This is a genomic window from Vibrio sp. G-C-1, assembly GCF_021728015.1.
Classification (GTDB): domain Bacteria; phylum Pseudomonadota; class Gammaproteobacteria; order Enterobacterales; family Vibrionaceae; genus Vibrio; species Vibrio splendidus.
This window is the reverse complement of the sequence record NZ_JAKKCR010000009.1, coordinates 1-18,992: the sequence shown is the minus strand read 5'-3', so window position 1 is coordinate 18,992 and position 18,992 is coordinate 1. Positions and strand designations below refer to the sequence as shown.

The window sequence follows — 18,992 nt, the reverse complement described above, 5'->3', positions numbered from 1 at the left end:
GTCGCTTGTTTTGTGCTTAGTCTTTTAGCAAGTGTCATGGCTTCAAGTTAACACGCACAAGGAATATAGATGGAACAATCAGTAGCAAAGCCTAAACGCTTTAAAAAACCGGCCACTTTCTTGGTTGTGCTCTTGGCTCTGTGGCTACTTCCTTCATTGGCTCTCCTTAATCTAAGCCGTTCCTACACCAATTCTCTTGCTCAAATTGAAGAACTCGGTATTCGCGTCAATGAATTGAGGCAATCGCTTTATTTCTCTGAGCCGCTGCGAGTTTCTCGTATCAATGAGTTAGCACTTGATGCTCAGTTGGTTTATTCGATCCGACTGCAGATTGAATCTGATTTTCAACACGCCTTGTTTCGCCCTGATGTGAATCAACTGCTTTATGTAGCCGATCAGTTCCTAGAAAAGTTTGATGAGTTCATCCCGATAGAAAGCCAGGTTCAAGACATCGTTGACAATATTAAGATACTGCGCGCTGATAAAGAGCTTTCCCCTAAACTAAAACCGCTACTCAACGAATTCGGCGTTGTTGTCTTTGAAGCGATGTATTCTGACAATCAAAGCTCGTCAGCGACTTATCGTGCGTTTGATTCCATTCTAGAAAAATCATATTCATTAAAAACTGAAGAGCAAGACGCACTGCAACAGTTATTGGCTGATGCTTCAGCGTTGTTGAGTGATTACGCTCAGCTCAATTATTTAGTCGATAAAATCAAGAAAAACTCGGTGAACGAACAGATCATTAAACTTGAAGCTGAGTTCCATGACCGTCAGTTTAACCTATTGCTAGTGATGCTAGGTTTAAGCTTGGTAACGATGATCACATTAGTGTTGTGGGGCGTTAGATCGAGAAAATTGATTCAACAAGCAGACAAAGAACTGAGTCCTGAACCAGTAACCGCTTCAAGTAAGGAAAATGCTCTCTCTGCGGTGAAACAACCAACTAATGACTCTTCTGTATTGGAGATTACGCCAACGAGCAAACATTCCGACCTTCAACCTCAAGAGGGCGTTAACGTAACAAGCCAGAAAATTGTTCAGCAGAACACTGAGGAAGCTCCAGTGGCAGAGAAACACATCGCAAGTGTCACTGATTCAAAGCCTGCGATTGATATTGAAGACATGCTAGAAACGCTTGATGGTGATGCTGAGTCTGTCGAATTGCTACTTGGTGTTTTTGTACAAGATCACGCTGATGATTACACGAAGTTCAAATCTCTTCTCACTAAAGATGAAACCTCTGCTGCTCGCATTGTACATAGCTTAAAAGGTGTGGCTGGCAGTATCAAAGCATCTCGATTAGCGATCATTGCAGCAACCATTGAAATGACAATGAAACAGTCGAGAGCGATCAGTGAACACGATTTAGAAGAACTAGAGGCGGCAATAAAAGCCTCTATAGATGCTGCGTTTGAATATTTAGATAAGCAGCGTTAACTTTTGTAGGAATTTTGACAATACTCTGACGAAGTGCTCATACAATCCGCGCCCTTAGTCTTTGTCAGAGGTTTACATGTTACGATTTTCGAGTCGACGTTGGATGGTGTTGGTGCTTAGTGTTGTGCTAAGTGGTTGTTCTCTATTAGAAGTTAAGTTAGATACTCAGACGACGCCTCTCACTCAACAAGAGCTAAATGCTCGAATCATGACGCGTGAATACGCCAAGATGTTTTTTATGCGAGTAGAAGACTCAGCCGATCTCATTGCTCAATCTTACCCTGCTGATGACACCTTACATCAATCTTACGTCTTGCTTTGGAAGATCCATGCGGAGCAGGGCTTACAGCAAGCGGCTTATCAAACTTCACCGATGTCTGCCTTAATCGACTCGTGGGTGTTCACTGCCCAAATGAATCAGTTTTATCGCCAAGGCGATGGTGCGGATCTGTTCGCGACGGATGATGCGGTAGAGACTGCTCGTTTTCTTGATCAAGAAGCAGAAAAACTGGCAAAGGGTGTATTGAGCTCCAGTGATTTCAAGAACAGCAAAGTGTTCGTTGCGCAGTTTGCTGCTAGCCACCCATTTAAAGACCTCACATTCAGAAGCACACCTGCTTACCGTGAATGGCTGAGCTACCTAGGTAAAGACGAGTCGCAAATTGTCCAGAGCTTAGGCACTATGCCAGAAGCAATGAGTGACGCATCCGATCGTTTAAGTTTGATGGCTGACCAGACGCCTAAACTAATGTCTTGGAAAGCGGAGCTGGTTGCGTTAAACAGCTCGCTAACGGGTGAAGACCTGTCTATGACATTAGAAAGTCTTCGTCAAACGTCAGCAAGCATGCAAGACTTCATCGAGAACAACCCTGAGTACATGCAAACACTGGCTTCTATTATGTCGACAGAAATGCAGCCTCTACTCAACGATCTTAGCGACAAGACAGACCAGAAATTAGCGATGCTCACTGAAGAGCGTGTGGCGTTAGAAAAAATGGTGACACGTGAAAGAGAAGCTCTGGTAGAGATGATTGCGAAAGAGCGCATTGAGATTGCAGGTATCGTGACTTCAGAAAGGGAGTTGTTTACGCAAGACCTTGACCGCGTATCTCAAGAGGTGGTGGTACTGGCGATTGATAAGCTGATGGAGTTAATCAAAAGTGTGATTATCTACTTCATCCTGTTTATCTTAGTGGTGTTCTTTGCACCGTTAGGCATCGGTTACTGGTTGGGTAAGCGAACCATAAATAGATAAATAGATAAATAGATGAACCAGTAGATCAAAAAAAGAGCGCTCTAGGGCGCTCTTTTTGCATTTATATCATTAACGTTTTTGTACTTACTTTCTAAAGCTCTGAGGCATTAACTTATGCTTGCTGCTTAGTAAGCTCTGCCGCTTCTTCAGTTTCAACGGCTGGTGCTGTTGGTTCACACTTATCAACGAACCAACCCATGTAAGAGGTCACGATAGTCACGATGATACAGATGAAGCTTAGCCACATGAACGGTGCGTAAGATAGCGTTGCAACGCCTAGAATACTCGCCATGTAGATACCGTTATCACTCCAAGGAACCATGCCTGACGTTAACGTGCCACCAAACTCAGCATTACGAGATAGGTTCTTACGTTTGTAGCCCAAACGGTCGTAGTTCTTCGCACAGATTTTTGGCGTAAGGATTAACGATACGTACATCGCAGAACCGAACACGTTACCCATGAAAGCCGTACCAATGGTGCTGGTTGCTAGAGAACCTGCGCTGTTTACACGGCGCTCGAACACTTTAGCAATTGTCTCTAGTACGCCCACTTTATCCAGTAAGCCACCAAAACCTAGACCAAATACGATAACCGCGACCGAACCAAGCATTGAAGACATGCCACCACGGTTAAGAATTGAATCAATGAATTCTACGCCAGATGAGATAGAGAACGGTGCCCAAGCAGTGTTGAATGCCGTTAGGAAATCGATCTCTTGGATCATGACTGCCCAGATAATACCAAGCAGAGAACCAAAGCTGATTACTGGGAATGAAGGCATACGGAAAGCCAACAGGCCAAGCACGATAAGTACTGGAACGAATGAATAAGGCGTGATGTAGAACTGAACTTCCATTGCTTTGATGACAGAATCTACTTGGCTCATGTCAACATTACCTGCGTAGTGGAAACCAAACGCAGTAAACATGATGCCAGTAATAATGTAGCTGATTAGCGCAACAGGCAGCATGCCTTTGATGTGTTCAACCACTTCGACACCAGACATTGAAGAAGCCAGAATCACTGAATCAGAAAGTGGAGACATCTTGTCACCGAAGTAACAGCCTGATAGCACCGCACCCGCTGTAATTGGTGCTGGAACACCTAAGCCTTGGCCAATACCCATCATCGCGATGCCTGCAGTACCCGCGGCACCCCAAGACGTACCGGTCGCCAATGCGGTTAGAGAACAGATGATCATGGTCGCTAAAAGGAAGATAGAAGGGTGAATAGCTTTCAGACCATAGTAAATGATAGTAGGTACGATCCCGCCTGAGATCCAAGTACCAACAAGAGCGCCAACGGCTAAAAGTATTAAAACCGCGCCTAAGCCATTGGATATTCCTTTGAGTGCTGCTTTTTCTAAGTCTTTGTATTCGTGGCCAAGACGAATACCAAGAACCATGATAATGAACCAACCAATATACAAGGCAAGTTGAATTGGAAGGTCAAGCTTTGCTGTAAAGGAAAAAGCAAGGGATAGAAATAGTCCTAACGCGATGAATACCTGTAATAGGTTCGGTAGGCGAGTTTTACTCTGCTTCATAAAAGCCTCTTGTTAATTCGAGCATTTATAGTGCTTCGTTATAGTGTGTGGTGCAAAACGGACACTACAGTAATTAGTTTATTATATCGAAAAAATACGCCCAAGTTGTGATATTTGACTGTTAACTCAATCAATTGTGGTTTCATAATCTGAAATTTTGTTAAATTCATGATTGTTACATGTTGAAGTTTGTCGCACGTTGTTTTCGTTTTGTAAAATATAATTCTGATTAACCTTGGTTTAAAAGAGGGATTTACTGTTTGTGATGGGTGTCGATTCAAGCGGTTTTGGCGATGTAAATGTTTGAATTTGACGATAATGGGTGCTTTAACAATGGTCCTGACATTGAATGTCGATACAGAGATAACTGCACGATTCATTACGTTCACTTAAAAGAAACGAAAAAGTTACACTTTTTGACAAAAAGCGCTTGAGTTCTGTTTCTGAAAAACTTATAGATGGGGGAGAGCAATTTTTAATTTATACATGGAGAGTGAGCGATGAGAGTAGGTCTAGTTGGTTGGCGCGGTATGGTTGGTTCTGTACTAATGCAACGTATGGTTGAAGAGAAAGACTTCGACTTGATTGAGCCTGTTTATTACAGCACATCTCAGATTGGTATTCCTGCCCCTGTTCTAGGTGGTAAAGATGCGGGTCTACTTCAAGACGCTTTTGATATTGATAGCCTAAAACAGCTTGATGCTGTGATTACCTGTCAAGGTGGCGATTACACATCAAAAGTATACCCAGCATTGCGTCAAGCAGGTTGGAAAGGTTACTGGATTGATGCGGCTTCTACCTTACGTATGGACGCTGATTCAATCATCACTCTTGATCCTGTTAACTTGGCTCAAATTCAGCAAGGCATTCACGGCGGTACTAACACTTTCGTTGGTGGTAACTGTACTGTGAGCTTAATGCTTATGGCTTTGGGTGGCCTTTACGAGAAAGGCATGGTCGAGTGGATGAGTGCCATGACTTACCAAGCGGCTTCTGGTGCAGGTGCTAAGAACATGCGTGAACTGATCTCACAAATGGGTGTGATCAACGATAGCGTAAGTTCAGAGCTAGCAAACCCTTCAAGTTCCATCCTTGATATTGATAAAAAAGTCGCTGATACCATTCGTTCATCTTCATTCCCAACAGACCAATTTGGTGCTCCGCTTGCGGGCTCACTAATCCCATGGATCGATGTGAAGCGTGAAAATGGTCAAAGCAAAGAAGAATGGAAAGCAGGTGTTGAAGCGAACAAGATTCTTGGCCTAGATGGTCAGCCAATCCCGATTGATGGTACTTGTGTACGAATCGGTGCAATGCGTTGTCATGCTCAAGCACTAACAATCAAGCTTAAGCAAGACGTGCCAATGGACGAGATCGAAGAGATCATCGCGACGCACAATGATTGGGTTAAAGTGGTTCCTAATGACCGTGACATCACGGCACAGGAGCTAACGCCAGCGAAAGTAACAGGCACTATGTCTGTACCAGTAGGTCGTCTGCGTAAGATGTCTATGGGTAACGACTTCCTGAACGCGTTCACTGTCGGTGACCAATTACTTTGGGGTGCTGCAGAACCACTACGTCGTACTTTGCGCATTATCCTTGCTGAGAAAGCGTAATAGGCAAGATTGCTTAAATTCTATTAGCTGATAAACCGAAAGGGTTGACGATAAACGTCAACCCTTTTTAGTTTATTGATATCTCGTTATTCGGCCCTCGAAACTGCCCTTAAATCTCTTCGCATCTCGTGTCTGCTTTTATTCCTCGTCGGTAACGACACGCTTGTCTGGGTCTGCCAATTCACTCGCACAGTGCTTGCAATACATCGCGTCCGAATCATGACCCGCTCGGTTGCAGTTCGGGCACTTAACCAACTCTTTGTGTGAGTTCATCTCATTACTGAGTTCTGCGGTAATGATCCCGGTTGGCACCGCCAAGATAGAGTAACCCAATAGCATGGTAAGCGAAGCGATCGCTTTACCTAACGCGGTTTGGGGGATCATGTCACCGTAGCCAACCGTAGTGATGGTTACAATTGCCCAATAAATACTGTGGGGAATACTGGTGAAGCCATTTTCTGGTCCTTCAATAACAAAGATAAGAGCGCCGAAGATAACGACCAAGATACCCACTGTACTGAAGAAGATCAGTATCTTTCGTCGTGCCATCAACAGTGAGCGCAACAAGATATTGGAATCTTGCAGGTAGCGAACCAGTTTTAGGATTCGGAAGATACGCATCACACGCAGCAGTCTCACTACACCCATAAATGAAGCGCCTGGGAAGATGATCGCTAGGTAGGTTGGAAGAATCGCCAATAGGTCAACGACACCATAAAAGCTGGTGGCGTAGGATTTGGGTTTTGGAGAGCAATAAAGTCTCAACAAATACTCGAGAGTAAAGAGGGCTGTAAAGGTGTATTCGATATAACGCAGCTGCTGTGACCATTCGGTCATCACATTAGGGATGGACTCTAAGATCAGAACCAACAGCGAAGCCAAGATTGCAACGATCAGAGAGATATCAAATGCACGTCCGGCTGGCGTGTGAGTACCAAAGATAATGACGTACAAATGATGCTTTAGTGGCTTGCGTGACATAAGGAAAGATTCATCTTCTGTTAAATGCATTAACAATCATTATACAAGCTTCATAATAACGAGGCGAGTGAAAGCCCAATTGCTTTACTCGCCTCATCTATATTTCAATATTGTTGCCCTTTATAGAGCAACCGAAATGCCGTTAAACGTTATGCCAAACCTGGGAACAGATTACGTAGGCCATTGGCGATGAACTCGATGCCCAATGCGCCAAGAATCAAGCCCATGATACGAGTGATCACGTTGATACCCGTTTGACCTAAAAAGCGAACGATAACCGGCGCTGAACGGAACAGAAGCCAAGAGCATGTTGCAAACGCGATGATACTAATGCCGATGCCTACGGTATCAATGGCTGCTGGATAGCGAGACCCATAAACAATGGTCGAGCTGATTGCACCCGGACCCGCCATTAGCGGCATAGCCAGTGGAACAACTCCGATTTGCTCTTTGCTGATGTATTCAGATTTCTCTTGTTTGTTCTGTTTATCTTCACCGAGCTTACCGCTCATCATCGAAAATGCGATGCTCAGCAATAGCAAACCACCTGCAACACGAAATGAATCTAGCGAGATGCTGAACATATCAAGCAGCATTTGCCCCGCAACAAGCGACACAATCAGGATAACGGCAACAGCAATGTTTGCTTGTAAGGCTGTCCTGTTCCTCTCTTCTGGCGGCATATGAGCCGTAAGAGAAACAAAAACAGGCATGATGCCGATAGGGTTTACGGCAGCAACAAGCCCAAGGAAGAATTGCATAAAAATTGCGAGTTCTAAGCCTTGCATGAGAGCGGTCTCCAGTTAGCGTACTTAAAGTAGAAGTGTTGATCTGAGAATAGTCAGAGCGCGTAATGTAAGGGACAAACTGAATTTGCACGAATGAAAAAAACTAACCTGAAATAGGGGATTTTTTTTAGAAAAACTAATTGAATCTCACTTTTGTATTCGCCTTGTTGAAAGCTAGTTGTTAGTGTTTCATTTTGTAACTTGTTATTGAGTAACTGTTAACCATCGCACGAATTTAATAAAAATTATGTCAGAATCTAGCCGCTGCAACGGTATGGATATACTCTCAGTAGCACGAATATAGCTGTATACATGTAATTTAACGGACTAAAAATGAAACTTTTTTACAGTTTATGACGCTATGTAGAAAAAAGTTGTCTGTTTGCTTGTTTTTTGCGCTAACGAAAAGTGTGATTTTAATCTATGTAAATCATGCTCTTAAGTTGATTTTTGCGATTGCCTTACTACTTTCTGGTTAATTCTTTTTGGGTAACTGATCTGGGTCAATTTTTTTCACACAGTGAAATAATATACTCAGTCCTGAAAGCAATTTACTAAGAACGCTGATGTTTAAGGTTAAAAGCAAGCAGCGAATTTAATAAAAAGTTTTTAATATTTATTATTTTAGGAGATCCACCATGCCTGTAACTAACTTAGCGGAACTTGATGCTCTAGTAGCTCGCGTTAAAGCAGCACAAGAAGAATTTGCAACATTCTCTCAAGAGAAAGTAGACGCAATCTTCCGTGCAGCTTCTCTTGCTGCTAACCACGCTCGTATCCCACTTGCACAACAAGCAGTTGCTGAATCTGGAATGGGTATTGTTGAAGATAAGGTTATCAAAAACCACTTTGCATCTGAATTTATCTACAACAAATACAAAGACGAAAAAACATGTGGCATCTTAGAAGAAGATGACAGCCTAGGCACAATGACTATCGCTGAGCCTGTAGGTATCATCTGTGGTATCGTTCCAACAACGAACCCAACTTCTACAGCAATCTTCAAATCTCTAATCTCTCTTAAGACACGTAACGGCATCATCTTCTCGCCACACCCACGTGCAAAGAATTCTACTAACGACGCTGCTAAACTTGTTTTAGACGCGGCTGTTAAAGCGGGCGCACCAAAAGACATCATCGGTTGGATCGACCAACCATCTGTAGAGCTTTCTAACGCGCTTATGAAGCACGACGGTATCGCGCTTATCCTAGCTACTGGTGGTCCAGGCATGGTTAAAGCAGCATACTCTTCTGGTAAGCCTGCTATCGGTGTTGGTGCTGGTAACGTTCCTGTAGTTATCGATGAAACAGCTGACATCAAACGTGCTGTAGCATCTATTCTTATGTCTAAAACATTCGATAACGGCGTAGTATGTGCTTCTGAGCAAGCTGCAATCGTAGTTAGCGAAGTATATGACGAAGTTAAAGAGCGTTTTGCTTCTCACAAAGCTCACGTTCTATCTAAAACTGACGCAGATAAAGTACGTAAAGTTCTTCTTATCGACGGCAACCTAAACGCTAAAATCGTAGGTCAACCTGCTCCAGCAATCGCTGAAATGGCGGGTGTTAAAGTTCCTGCTGATACTAAAGTTCTTGTAGGTGAAGGTCTTGGTAAAGTTTCTTACGATGACGAATTCGCTCACGAGAAACTGTCTCCAACTCTAGGTCTATTCCGCGCAGACGATTTCGAAGACGCTGTTGCTCAAGCGGTAACGATGGTTGAAATCGGTGGTATCGGTCACACGTCTGGTCTTTACACTAACCAAGACGTAAACGCAGATCGTATTCGTTACTTCGGTGACAAGATGAAGACGGCTCGTATCCTAATCAACATCCCTACTACTCACGGTGGTATCGGTGACCTGTACAACTTCAACGTTGCACCTTCTCTAACTCTTGGTTGTGGTTCATGGGGTGGTAACTCTATCTCTGAGAACGTAGGTCCTAAGCACCTTATCAACAAGAAAACTGTAGCGAAGCGAGCTGAAAATATGTTGTGGCACAAACTACCTAAGTCTATCTACTTCCGTCGTGGCAGCCTTCCAATCGCAATGAGCGACCTAGAAGGTAAGAAACGCGCATTCCTAGTAACTGACCGTTTCTTGTTCAACAACGGTTACGCAGATGACGTAGTACAAATCCTGAAATCTCAAGGTATTGAAGTTCAAGTATTCTTCGATGTAGAAGCGGATCCAACATTGTCTGTTGTTGAGAAAGGCGCTGAAGCAATGAAGAGCTTCCAGCCTGACGTAATCCTTGCTCTAGGTGGCGGTTCTCCAATGGATGCTGCTAAGATCATGTGGGTTATGTACGAGCACCCAGAAACTCACTTCGAAGAACTTGCAATGCGCTTTATGGATATCCGTAAACGTATCTACAAGTTCCCTAAAATGGGTAAAAAAGCTGAGCTTGTATGTATCACTACAACTTCAGGTACGGGTTCAGAAGTTACGCCTTTCGCCGTTGTTACTGACGACAAGACTGGTGCTAAATACCCACTAGCGGATTACGAAATCACGCCAAACATGGCTGTTGTTGATGCTAACCTAGTAATGAACATGCCTAAGTCTCTAACAGCGTTCGGTGGTTACGATGCCGTAACTCACGCTCTTGAAGCTTACGTATCAGTTCTTGCGAACGAATACTCTGATGGTCAAGCTCTACAAGCTCTTAAGATGCTTAAAGAATACCTGCCATCAAGCTACAAAAACGGTTCAGCAGACCCAATCGCTCGTGAGAAAGTACATAACGCTGCAACGATTGCTGGTATTGCCTTTGCGAACGCATTCCTAGGTGTGTGTCACTCAATGGCTCACAAAATTGGTGCTGAGTTCCACATACCACACGGTCTTGCTAACGCACTACTTATCTCAAACGTTGTACGTTACAACGCGAACGATAACCCGACGAAGCAAACTGCATTCTCTCAGTACGACCGCCCACAAGCACGTCGTCGTTACGCTGAAGTTGCTGACCACCTAGGCCTAAGCCAAGCTGGTGACCGTACTGCTCAGAAGATTGAACGTCTACTAACTTGGTTAGAAGAGCTTAAGAACGACCTAGACATCCCACTATCAATCCAAGCTGCGGGTGTTAACGAGTCTGACTTCATTGCTAAACTAGACGAGCTAGCTGTTGAAGCGTTCGATGACCAGTGTACAGGTGCTAACCCACGTTACCCACTAATCACTGAGCTAAAAGAAGTACTAACAACGTCTTACTTCGGTACTCCTTACGTTGAAGGTGAAACTTTCGAAGGCACTACAGTGATTCTTAAGAAAGCTGACCAAAAGCCAGCTGACGCGAAAGCGCCAAAAGCTAAAAAAGAAAAAGCTAACGCGTAATAAGTAAGCATTAGTTTTGAGATAAGTTTTCGCTAGCACGAACCTTATCTATCGGGAAAAGATCAAAGCCCTAGTCGAGAGACTGGGGCTTTTTTTATGTTTGTTGCCTGATCTACGCGGCTTGAAAGGCTAGAGAAATGTCACTCGATTAGAAATGAATGGCTCAAATGTGCTTGGCATCGGGGAAGAACTAAACCTCAGCAGCGACCACTCGCCCACTAAAGTAATCATTAGAGACGATGTATTCCGTTGTTCTGGTCAGTTCATCTTGCAGCTGAGCCCAGTGGCATCGGTTGAGCTTGCCATCGGAGTTATGGATTGCAGGGACAACACCGCCGACTCGAATACCAAATGGAGTCAGTTCTTTGGCCCAGCTATGGGTAAAGCCAGTAATCATTGAGTTCGCACTTTCTAAGCCGGACACGTCATGGAAGTCATCGTGAGAGATCACATTCACAATAACGCCTTCTTTATCCTCCTCTCGCAATCTCTCGGCACTGATTTGCCCAAATGCGAAAAGAGTCGTAGCCATAGAAGAAAGATCATTGATAAAGCTACTGACAGGTTGATCGCCAATTAGGCTTGGCATCGGGGAGCTTATCCAATTATTGACCAGTACATCGGGCGTAGTGTTGAAGGTGGTTTGAATAAAATCAAACACGCTGAGAATTGCTTGGTTGTCATTACTTTTGAGCGTGTAGTGGTAAACCGAGTCAGAAAAACGAGCACATTGTAAATAGGTCGCTTGAAGTGCTTCCGTGTCTTTATCACAAAGGATGACTGTGGCTCCAAGGTTAACAAAGTGGTTCGCAATCGTCCCTCCGAGTTGCGAGCCTGCAGATGTCACCAATATGATTGAGCTTTTTATTTCCATCCCAGCACCTAAATAAATCGTCCATGTCGGATAAGGATGGGTTAAATTTCATACAATGGGTGTGAAGAGGTTCAAACTAAGGCGTGCCAATTGATAAGTTTTTATGAACTTAGTGGCAGCTCACATTTCGCAGTAACTTCAAGTAGTAATCGACAACTCGTATTTCATGTTCACCCAAGGCTGGTGGTTCATATCACGCATGTGAATGATTTGAAATGCGCGAACTAATCAAGAATAGCAGTGGATAGAGAACGAAAAAGAGGAAAGGTAAGTGACAGCTATACTTGAGCTTGAATTTGGTACTGACGCTGAGCAGTTGATAGTTCATTGTAGAGCGTAGCAAGTGGCAAATCAGGAACCTGTTTGTTTGCCAATTTACGTCGGTCATGACCAGAAAGGTTTTGGTAAACCTCTTCGGGTAAGTCGGCTGTATCTTCAGGCATGAAGGCAAGCGCTTCCGGTTTCAAGTAATGGCTGAGTTTTGCGCTGGCAAGGCTAGCTTGATGAAAATGATTAGATTGCTGAGCTGAAATTTCATACGAAGATTGGTTCGAACGCAGCTGTTGCGGTTCTGCCACGCCGAAGTGTTTACGTAGGCGATCTTCAGTTGTTTCTGTGACTTCAATGGTGTCAATCGGCGTGCAATCACGAACGTCATTAGAAAACATAGACAACAGCAACGCGAAATCTGCACGGCGACCTTGCTCAACCGCTTGGCTGATCCCGATGCCGAACTTCAGTTCGTTGATGATTCCTGCTTTGTCTAAAGTATGTATTTGCATGCTGCCTCTCATTGGATACACCTTTAACGGCATGGAGTCGGCAAACTTTAGTGTTTAATTACAGGCAAATAGAGAATTTATGCAGGGCGGGGAAGAGTGCTAGGAGTTGGTCGAGAAGTAAGCTCTCTTGGCTAACTGGTTAACTGGTTAACTGGTTAATAGGTTAATAGGTTAATAGGCTAAGAAAGGTCTAGATTTTGTGGAATACGACAGATACAAAAAAGCTCACGCCGAGGCATGAGCTTTCAATAGATAACTCGCTATAAATAGCGCAGCGTAAGTAATAATTACTTAGCTAGGTTCTCTTCTACGAAAGACCAGTTTACTAGGTTCCAGAATGCAGCCATGTAGTCAGGGCGAACATTGCGGAAATCGATGTAGTAAGCGTGTTCCCATAGGTCAACAGTTAGAAGTGGAGTAACACCTTCTTCTGTTAGAGGAGTAGCAGCGTTAGAAGTGTTAACGATGTCTAGAGAACCGTCAGCTTTCTTAACTAACCAAGTCCAAGAAGAACCGAAGTTGTTGATTGCTGAATCAGTGAATTTCGCTTTGAATTCTTCGAAAGAACCGAATGCAGCGTTGATAGCTTCTGCAACAGCGCCAGTTGGTTCGCCGCCTGCTTTAGGAGCAAGACAGTGCCAGTAGAACGTGTGGTTCCAGATTTGAGCAGCGTTATTGAAAACACCACCAGTAGAAGTCTTAACGATCTCTTCTAGTGTTTTGCCTTCAAACTCAGTACCTGGGATAAGACCGTTTAGCTTAACAACGTAAGTGTTGTGGTGCTTACCGTGGTGGAAATCTAGCGTTTCTGCTGAGATGTGTGGTTCTAGCGCGTCTTTCGCGTAAGGAAGAGCCGGTAGTTCAAATGCCATTGCTCAATTCTCCATTGATATGAAAGAGTTAACTCTTTCGATTGCTTCCAGTGATATTATTATTCATGGTTCGCTTTACAGCCAACCATGGTCAATTTGCTGACTTGCGATATAGTTTAGCAAGTTTTTACTTTATTAAAAGCTTAATTCATCACTTTTGTGTGAATTGTTAGCTTAGCTCGTAAACCGCTTTTTTTATATGGTTTTTATTCTTTTGGTTTGGGGTAGAATAAAGGCAATAAAAGCCGTAATCCATTAACGAGGAAGCAATGGAAACTATCGATAAAATCAAACAGCAAATTGAAGAAAACACCATTCTACTTTACATGAAAGGTTCTCCTAAGCTGCCAAGCTGTGGTTTTTCTTCTCAAGCATCTCAAGCTCTAATGGCATGTGGTGAAAAATTTGCTTACGTAGATATCCTACAAAACCCTGACATCCGTGCAGAGCTTCCAGCTTACGCACAATGGCCAACGTTCCCACAACTTTGGGTTGACGGTGAGCTGATCGGTGGTTGTGACATCATTCTTGAGATGTTCCAAAAAGGCGAACTTCAGCCAATCGTTAAAGAAGCGGCTGCTAAAGTAGCTGGCGACGACGCTGAGTAAGCTTTAAGCCTTTGCGCTTAAATATTGAATGGAAGGGGCCCTTAATGAGGCTCCTTTTTTGTTTGAATGGTTTGAAAGACTCGATAAGGAATGAACAATGGACGTAAAACTTCATTATGTGCATGACCCAATGTGCAGTTGGTGCTGGGGTTATAAGCCAACATTAGAACTCTTAAAACAGCAGCTACCTGCGAGTATTGAGTTTAACTACGTAGTTGGTGGTTTGGCCCCTGATTCTGAAGATCCAATGTCAGAAGAGATGAAAGGTAAGCTGCAAGCTATCTGGAAGCAGATTGAAGCTAAGTTGGGTACTGAGTTCAACCACGAATTTTGGACTGAATGCCAACCAGTTCGCAGCACTTACCCTGCTTGTCGTGCCGTGATCGCTGCTGGTTTTCAAGACCATTACGAAGCGATGCTTGAAGCAATTCAACACGCTTACTACCTTCGTGCGATGTTGCCACACAGTCAAGAAACGCATTTGCAGTTAGCGGAAGAGCTAGGGATGAATGTACAACAGTTTGAAAATGATCTTTCTAGTAAGTTATTGGAAAGCGAATTAGATGACCAGTTAGGCTTTAAAGAAGCGATCGGTGTGCATTCTTACCCGACGTTAATGCTTGAAGTTAACGGTATTTTTACGGCAGTAGAACTGGATTACCATTCAACGGAAGCGACGCTTAAGTCTATTCGCGAAGTATTGGTGAATAACGTTCCCGCTGTATAATTCAGCGAGAGTTGTCTGTATTAAAGCAAATTATTTCCAAGGCTTACTCATCAGAGTAAGCCTTTTTTGTTTGGCGTTGCCGGTTCATTGAGAGTGAGAGGAAGAGGAAGGAAGAGTGGAATGAATCTCAGGAACAAAAAAGACCGCACGAGGCGGTCTTTACAATGTCTTTCTTTAGCTTACAGCTTACAGCTTACAGCTTACTACTTACGGTTTATTGCGTATTGATTCTTAGCTAAAGAACCCAATTACAGAACCATAGCCGCAACCCAACCGAATACGATCAGTGGGATGTTGTAGTGTAAGAATGTCGGTACAACGGTTTCCCAAACGTGCTCATGCTGTCCATCAACATTTAGACCCGATGTTGGACCTAATGTTGAGTCAGAAGCAGGAGAGCCCGCATCACCTAGCGCTGCGGCTGTACCTACTAAAGCAATGGTTGCCATTGGTGAGAAACCAAATGCTGCCGCAAGAGGAACGTAGATAGTCGCAAGGATTGGAATCGTAGAGAACGATGAGCCGATACCCATTGTTACCAATAGGCCAACGATTAGCATAAGCAGTGCTGCTAGAGGCTTGTTGTCGCCAATGCTGGTTGAAAGTGCTTCAACCAGAGATTCAACGCCACCTGTTTGCTTCATAACTGCCGCGAAACCTGCCGCTGCAATCATGATGAAACCGATCATTGCCATCATGTGAACGCCTTTAGTGAAGACATCGTGTGTCTCTTTCCAAGCGATTACACCACCGAAGGTGAATACCATGAAACCAGCCAAAGCACCGATGATCATAGAACCTGTCGATAGTTGAACCGTTAGCGCAGCAACAATACCAGCAGCAGCCACTAGGATGTGCTTCTTGTTGATCTCTTTCACTTCGGTTGAAACAACAGTATGAGACGTTTCTTTGTATTGACGTGGCTTACGGTAAGTAAAGAACACTGCCGTAAGAAGGCCAAAGATCATGCCTGCAGCTGGTAACAACATTGCCATTGGTACTTGGCTTGCTACTACGTTTTCAAGACCGTTGTCGTGAAGGTTTTTAAGTAGGATATTGTTTAGGAAGATGCCACCAAAACCGATAGGTAGAACCATATACGGAGTAATCAGACCAAAAGTAAGTACACACGCAACCAGACGACGGTCTAGGTTCATTTTTGCGAATACGCCTAATAGAGGTGGGATTAAGATTGGGATAAAGGCGATATGTACAGGGATTACATTTTGCGAAGACATGGTCACTAGGATCAAAGACGCTAGGATGCCATATTTTAGACCATTAGATGCTGCACTGTTCTCTTTACCGTGAATACGCTTAATGACGCTTTGAGCAAGCAGGTCTGTGATACCAGAACGTGAGATAGCAACAGCGAATGTACCAAGCATAGCGTAGCTAAGTGCGATAGTTGCACCGCCACCTAATCCACTTTCGAAAGCCGCGACTGCGTCGTTCAAGCCCATACCAGAGGCTACGCCACCGATAATTGCGCTGAACGTGAGAGCAACGACTACGTTTACGCGCATCAAAGCTAAAACAAGCATGATGCAAACTGAAATTACAACAGGATTCATATTATTCTCGGGATGTTGTGTTTTTTATGAAGGCAATACGAGTGAACGTTTACCGACTCTATTTTTTATTCTTCGTCAACAAGAGGCCAACCACCAAGGGCTTTCCATTTGTTTACAATGCCGCAAAATAACTCTGTGGTTTTTTGCGTATCATACAAAGCAGAGTGTGCTTCTTTGTTGTCAAATTCCATCCCTGCAGTGCGGCAAGCTTTAGCCAAAACGGTTTGACCGTAGGCAAGACCACTAAGAGCTGCAGTGTCAAAAGTAGCAAATGGATGGAAAGGGACGCGTTTAAGCTTACAGCGCTCACTTGCTGCATTAACGAAGTTCAAATCGAATGTAGCGTTGTGAGCAACCATGATTGCGCGACTGCAATCTGAAGCTTTTTGTTCTTTTCTCACTAGCTTGTAGATTTCTTTAAGGGCTTCTTGTTCCGACACAGCACCACGTAATGGGCTAAATGGGTCTTTAATTCCGTTAAAGTCTAATGCTGCCTGCTCTATATTTGCGCCTTCAAAAGGCTCAATGTGAAAATGAAGCGTTGATGCAGGGTGCAGATCTCCGTTCTCATCCATTTTTAATGTAATGGCACAGATTTCTAATAATGCATCGGTTTCAGCGTTAAACCCTGCGGTTTCCACGTCGATGACCACTGGAAAATAGCCGCGAAAGCGTTTTTTTAGGGTCAGAGCTTCGTTTTCTACAGTCATGTTAGCCCAAATAAGTGTGATTAAGGCTGCATTATTGCAGATAATAGCAGTGATAAAAACTAGGGAAGGGCAATAAATCATAAATTACCTAATCCATTGCGGCTTGATAATTGCATATTTAAACGTGAGAGAAAAATGCGGCAATTGGCTGCATTGTTAAACGAATTGCTTAAGAGATACTCCACTTTATGAAGAAACAACTCATAACAGGTTCAATGCTATTTTCGCTACTTATGTCGTTACCAGTAATGGCACAAGAAAAGCGTTATGGAGCATCTCCTCAACAGTCAACGTGGGAGATGGTGGCTAACACGCCACTCGAATGCCGCTTGGTTCACCCTATCCCAAATTTTGGTGATGCTGAGTTTTCATCTCGCGCGAGTAAAAAAATCATTTTGGACTTTGAGCTTAAAATGCGTCGCCCAATGGGTGCTACGCGTAATGTCAGCTTGATTTCGATGCCGCCACCTTGGCGTCCGGGTGAAAGTGCTGATCGCATGACAACCATTAAGTTCTTCCAACAATTTGATGGCTACGTTGGCGGTCAAACGGCGTGGGGAATCTTGAGTGAGTTGGAGAAAGGGCGCTACCCGACATTCAGTTACCAAGAGTGGCAGAGCCGAGATCAGCGAATCGAAGTGTCGCTGTCGTCGGTGTTATTCCAAGAAAAATACAATGTGTTCAGTGACTGTGTTGCTAACCTGTTGCCTTACAGCTTTGAAGATATCTCTTTCACGATTTTGCACTACGATCGTAATAGTGATCAGCTGAACAAGTCGTCGCGCAAAAGGCTGAGCCAGATCGCCGATTACGTTCGCTATAACCAAGACATCGATCTTGTACTGGTGGCAACGTACACCGATTCTGTCGACAGCAAAGGTATTAGCCAAAACCTTTCAGAGCGCAGAGCAGAATCGTTAAGAGAGTACTTCAAATCTTTAGGCTTGCCAGAAGATCGTATCCAAGTTCAGGGCTATGGTAAACGTCGCCCGATTGCAGACAACAATTCGCCAATTGGTAAAGACAAGAACCGACGCGTTGTTATCTCTTTAGGTCGTACGCAGGTTTAATCAGAATAATTGCTTGTTTTGAAATCAGATAGTCCGTCGTAATGACGGGCTTTTTTGTCTTTAAAATTTGGAGCCATTGTCTAAACGTAACTCGTTTAGTTCAAGCGGAAACGAGCGATCATTTCACAGTTGGTCGCGGTATCGATCTTTTCTACCATAGAAGCAATTTTAGGATTGGGATGGCGTTTCATGAAATCGATCAGCGCTTTCTTACAGCAACCAATAGAATCGATAAAGCTGGAACATTGAGTGTTAGGGCACTGCGGGATCAGTGTCAGCACTTTTTCTGAAGCCAATTGAAGATACTTGAGCTCGTATTCGGTATCACCAGCCCATCGCCAGAATTGTGCGAGATTGTGACAAGAGATCACCGAGATCAGTAGGCGTTCGTCAGCCTGAATATCGGTACGCTCAGTGATTTCTTCGCTTAAGTTCAGTGCTTGCTGATAGTGAAGAATACTTCGTACAGGATCGTCGAGCTGCAATGCAGTATCGGCAAGTAACGTGTGTTTTTCCCATTCGCTAATCATTGTATTACCTCACTAATCAATAGGTGGTTAATTTAAATGATAATCATTATCATGTAAAGTTTCATTGGTGAGATTGTTAATAATAATTGGTGAAGGGTATTGTTCGTGCGTGGAAACATAAAAAAGAAGCGAGCACAGTGCTTAATGCCGATCAGTTAAAGCCAAAGCGATCGGTTGAAGGATCCTTCAGAGCTGTCAAAATCCAAGTGTATTTAATGCACTTGGATTTTTTTATGGATGTTTCTCAAGCTCTAAACATAATTAATGAT

At 43.7% G+C, this 18,992-nt stretch carries 17 protein-coding genes; 8 read left to right on the top strand and 9 right to left on the bottom strand.

Annotation, left to right across the window (positions count from 1 at the left end):
• Positions 1-69: 69 nt before the first annotated feature.
• Both L3V36_RS14140 and L3V36_RS14135 read left to right on the top strand, forming a co-directional pair.
• On the top strand, positions 70-1,440 hold the full coding sequence (locus tag L3V36_RS14140; protein WP_102462242.1) for an Hpt domain-containing protein: 1,371 nt from the start codon (positions 70-72) through the stop codon (positions 1,438-1,440).
• A gap of 76 nt (positions 1,441-1,516) precedes the next feature.
• Positions 1,517-2,695 carry a hypothetical protein gene (locus tag L3V36_RS14135; RefSeq protein ID WP_017085646.1) on the top strand — a complete coding sequence of 393 codons (1,179 nt, stop codon included), beginning with the start codon at positions 1,517-1,519 and terminating at the stop codon, positions 2,693-2,695.
• Positions 2,696-2,807: 112 nt separating this feature from the next.
• Here L3V36_RS14135 and nhaC read toward each other — a convergent pair whose 3' ends face one another.
• On the bottom strand, positions 2,808-4,244 hold the full coding sequence (gene nhaC / locus L3V36_RS14130) for a Na+/H+ antiporter NhaC (RefSeq protein ID WP_017079531.1): 1,437 nt from the start codon (positions 4,242-4,244) through the stop codon (positions 2,808-2,810).
• A gap of 500 nt (positions 4,245-4,744) precedes the next feature.
• Between nhaC and asd the strand changes: the two genes are divergently transcribed.
• Complete coding sequence (gene asd, locus L3V36_RS14125; protein ID WP_017079532.1) at positions 4,745-5,863, top strand: aspartate-semialdehyde dehydrogenase; 1,119 nt, start codon at positions 4,745-4,747, stop codon at positions 5,861-5,863.
• Between the two features lie 138 nt (positions 5,864-6,001).
• On the opposite strand, the gene L3V36_RS14120 is transcribed toward asd, so the two are convergent.
• Together L3V36_RS14120 and L3V36_RS14115 are read right to left on the bottom strand one after the other, a co-directional pair.
• Positions 6,002-6,844, bottom strand: coding sequence for an ion transporter (locus L3V36_RS14120; RefSeq protein ID WP_029405983.1), 843 nt, complete (start codon positions 6,842-6,844; stop codon positions 6,002-6,004).
• A 149-nt stretch (positions 6,845-6,993) separates the two neighbouring features.
• Positions 6,994-7,632, bottom strand: a complete 639-nt coding sequence (locus tag L3V36_RS14115; RefSeq protein ID WP_004734056.1) for a YchE family NAAT transporter — start codon at positions 7,630-7,632, stop codon at positions 6,994-6,996.
• A 638-nt stretch (positions 7,633-8,270) separates the two neighbouring features.
• On the opposite strand from L3V36_RS14115, the gene adhE reads away from it, so the two are divergent.
• Entirely contained in the window at positions 8,271-10,976 is a 2,706-nt protein-coding gene (gene adhE, locus L3V36_RS14110) for a bifunctional acetaldehyde-CoA/alcohol dehydrogenase (protein WP_017079534.1), read from the top strand.
• Between the two features lie 190 nt (positions 10,977-11,166).
• Here adhE and L3V36_RS14105 read toward each other — a convergent pair whose 3' ends face one another.
• The 3 genes from L3V36_RS14105 to sodB form a co-directional block, all read right to left on the bottom strand.
• Positions 11,167-11,850, bottom strand: coding sequence for an SDR family oxidoreductase (locus tag L3V36_RS14105; RefSeq protein WP_004734052.1), 684 nt, complete (start codon positions 11,848-11,850; stop codon positions 11,167-11,169).
• A gap of 278 nt (positions 11,851-12,128) precedes the next feature.
• Complete coding sequence (locus L3V36_RS14100; protein ID WP_004734051.1) at positions 12,129-12,632, bottom strand: VC2046/SO_2500 family protein; 504 nt, start codon at positions 12,630-12,632, stop codon at positions 12,129-12,131.
• Between the two features lie 287 nt (positions 12,633-12,919).
• Positions 12,920-13,504: a superoxide dismutase [Fe] gene (gene sodB, locus L3V36_RS14095; RefSeq protein ID WP_004734050.1), complete on the bottom strand. Its 585-nt coding sequence runs from the start codon at positions 13,502-13,504 to the stop codon at positions 12,920-12,922.
• Positions 13,505-13,773: 269 nt separating this feature from the next.
• Here sodB and L3V36_RS14090 point away from each other — a divergent pair, with 269 nt between their 5' ends.
• Both L3V36_RS14090 and L3V36_RS14085 read left to right on the top strand, forming a co-directional pair.
• Complete coding sequence (locus L3V36_RS14090; RefSeq protein WP_017076187.1) at positions 13,774-14,112, top strand: Grx4 family monothiol glutaredoxin; 339 nt, start codon at positions 13,774-13,776, stop codon at positions 14,110-14,112.
• Positions 14,113-14,209: 97 nt separating this feature from the next.
• Complete coding sequence (locus L3V36_RS14085) at positions 14,210-14,839, top strand: DsbA family protein (protein ID WP_061024369.1); 630 nt, start codon at positions 14,210-14,212, stop codon at positions 14,837-14,839.
• A 248-nt stretch (positions 14,840-15,087) separates the two neighbouring features.
• On the opposite strand, the gene L3V36_RS14080 is transcribed toward L3V36_RS14085, so the two are convergent.
• Positions 15,088-16,413 (bottom strand): Na+/H+ antiporter family protein, encoded by a 1,326-nt coding sequence (locus L3V36_RS14080; protein WP_208775003.1) that lies wholly within the window; start codon positions 16,411-16,413, stop codon positions 15,088-15,090.
• 65 nt (positions 16,414-16,478) lie between these two features.
• A complete protein-coding gene (gene rnt, locus L3V36_RS14075) occupies positions 16,479-17,123 on the bottom strand; it encodes a ribonuclease T (protein WP_017061178.1) in 645 nt (214 codons plus the stop codon).
• A 188-nt stretch (positions 17,124-17,311) separates the two neighbouring features.
• Here rnt and L3V36_RS14070 point away from each other — a divergent pair, with 188 nt between their 5' ends.
• Positions 17,312-18,193 carry an OmpA family protein gene (locus tag L3V36_RS14070; protein WP_102481776.1) on the top strand — a complete coding sequence of 294 codons (882 nt, stop codon included), beginning with the start codon at positions 17,312-17,314 and terminating at the stop codon, positions 18,191-18,193.
• A 95-nt stretch (positions 18,194-18,288) separates the two neighbouring features.
• Here the strand turns inward: L3V36_RS14070 and L3V36_RS14065 are convergent, their stop codons facing one another.
• The gene (locus L3V36_RS14065; protein ID WP_004734047.1) at positions 18,289-18,723 is read right to left on the bottom strand and encodes a DUF2753 domain-containing protein; all 435 of its coding nucleotides are present in this window, start codon (positions 18,721-18,723) and stop codon (positions 18,289-18,291) included.
• An 89-nt stretch (positions 18,724-18,812) separates the two neighbouring features.
• Here L3V36_RS14065 and L3V36_RS14060 point away from each other — a divergent pair.
• On the top strand, positions 18,813-18,992 hold a 180-nt coding region (locus L3V36_RS14060), incomplete at its 3' end, for a hypothetical protein (RefSeq protein ID WP_237296678.1).

What these genes read in the sequence shown, in the direction of transcription:
- L3V36_RS14140 (WP_102462242.1), top strand. Translation starts at nt 70, where the DNA reads ATGGAACAATCAGTAGCAAAGCCTAAACGCTTTAAAAAACCGGCCACT.
- L3V36_RS14135 (WP_017085646.1), top strand. Translation starts at nt 1,517, where the DNA reads ATGTTACGATTTTCGAGTCGACGTTGGATGGTGTTGGTGCTTAGTGTT.
- nhaC (WP_017079531.1), bottom strand. Translation starts at nt 4,244, where the DNA reads ATGAAGCAGAGTAAAACTCGCCTACCGAACCTATTACAGGTATTCATC.
- asd (WP_017079532.1), top strand. Translation starts at nt 4,745, where the DNA reads ATGAGAGTAGGTCTAGTTGGTTGGCGCGGTATGGTTGGTTCTGTACTA.
- L3V36_RS14120 (WP_029405983.1), bottom strand. Translation starts at nt 6,844, where the DNA reads ATGTCACGCAAGCCACTAAAGCATCATTTGTACGTCATTATCTTTGGT.
- L3V36_RS14115 (WP_004734056.1), bottom strand. Translation starts at nt 7,632, where the DNA reads ATGCAAGGCTTAGAACTCGCAATTTTTATGCAATTCTTCCTTGGGCTT.
- adhE (WP_017079534.1), top strand. Translation starts at nt 8,271, where the DNA reads ATGCCTGTAACTAACTTAGCGGAACTTGATGCTCTAGTAGCTCGCGTT.
- L3V36_RS14105 (WP_004734052.1), bottom strand. Translation starts at nt 11,850, where the DNA reads ATGGAAATAAAAAGCTCAATCATATTGGTGACATCTGCAGGCTCGCAA.
- L3V36_RS14100 (WP_004734051.1), bottom strand. Translation starts at nt 12,632, where the DNA reads ATGCAAATACATACTTTAGACAAAGCAGGAATCATCAACGAACTGAAG.
- sodB (WP_004734050.1), bottom strand. Translation starts at nt 13,504, where the DNA reads ATGGCATTTGAACTACCGGCTCTTCCTTACGCGAAAGACGCGCTAGAA.
- L3V36_RS14090 (WP_017076187.1), top strand. Translation starts at nt 13,774, where the DNA reads ATGGAAACTATCGATAAAATCAAACAGCAAATTGAAGAAAACACCATT.
- L3V36_RS14085 (WP_061024369.1), top strand. Translation starts at nt 14,210, where the DNA reads ATGGACGTAAAACTTCATTATGTGCATGACCCAATGTGCAGTTGGTGC.
- L3V36_RS14080 (WP_208775003.1), bottom strand. Translation starts at nt 16,413, where the DNA reads ATGAATCCTGTTGTAATTTCAGTTTGCATCATGCTTGTTTTAGCTTTG.
- rnt (WP_017061178.1), bottom strand. Translation starts at nt 17,123, where the DNA reads ATGACTGTAGAAAACGAAGCTCTGACCCTAAAAAAACGCTTTCGCGGC.
- L3V36_RS14070 (WP_102481776.1), top strand. Translation starts at nt 17,312, where the DNA reads ATGAAGAAACAACTCATAACAGGTTCAATGCTATTTTCGCTACTTATG.
- L3V36_RS14065 (WP_004734047.1), bottom strand. Translation starts at nt 18,723, where the DNA reads ATGATTAGCGAATGGGAAAAACACACGTTACTTGCCGATACTGCATTG.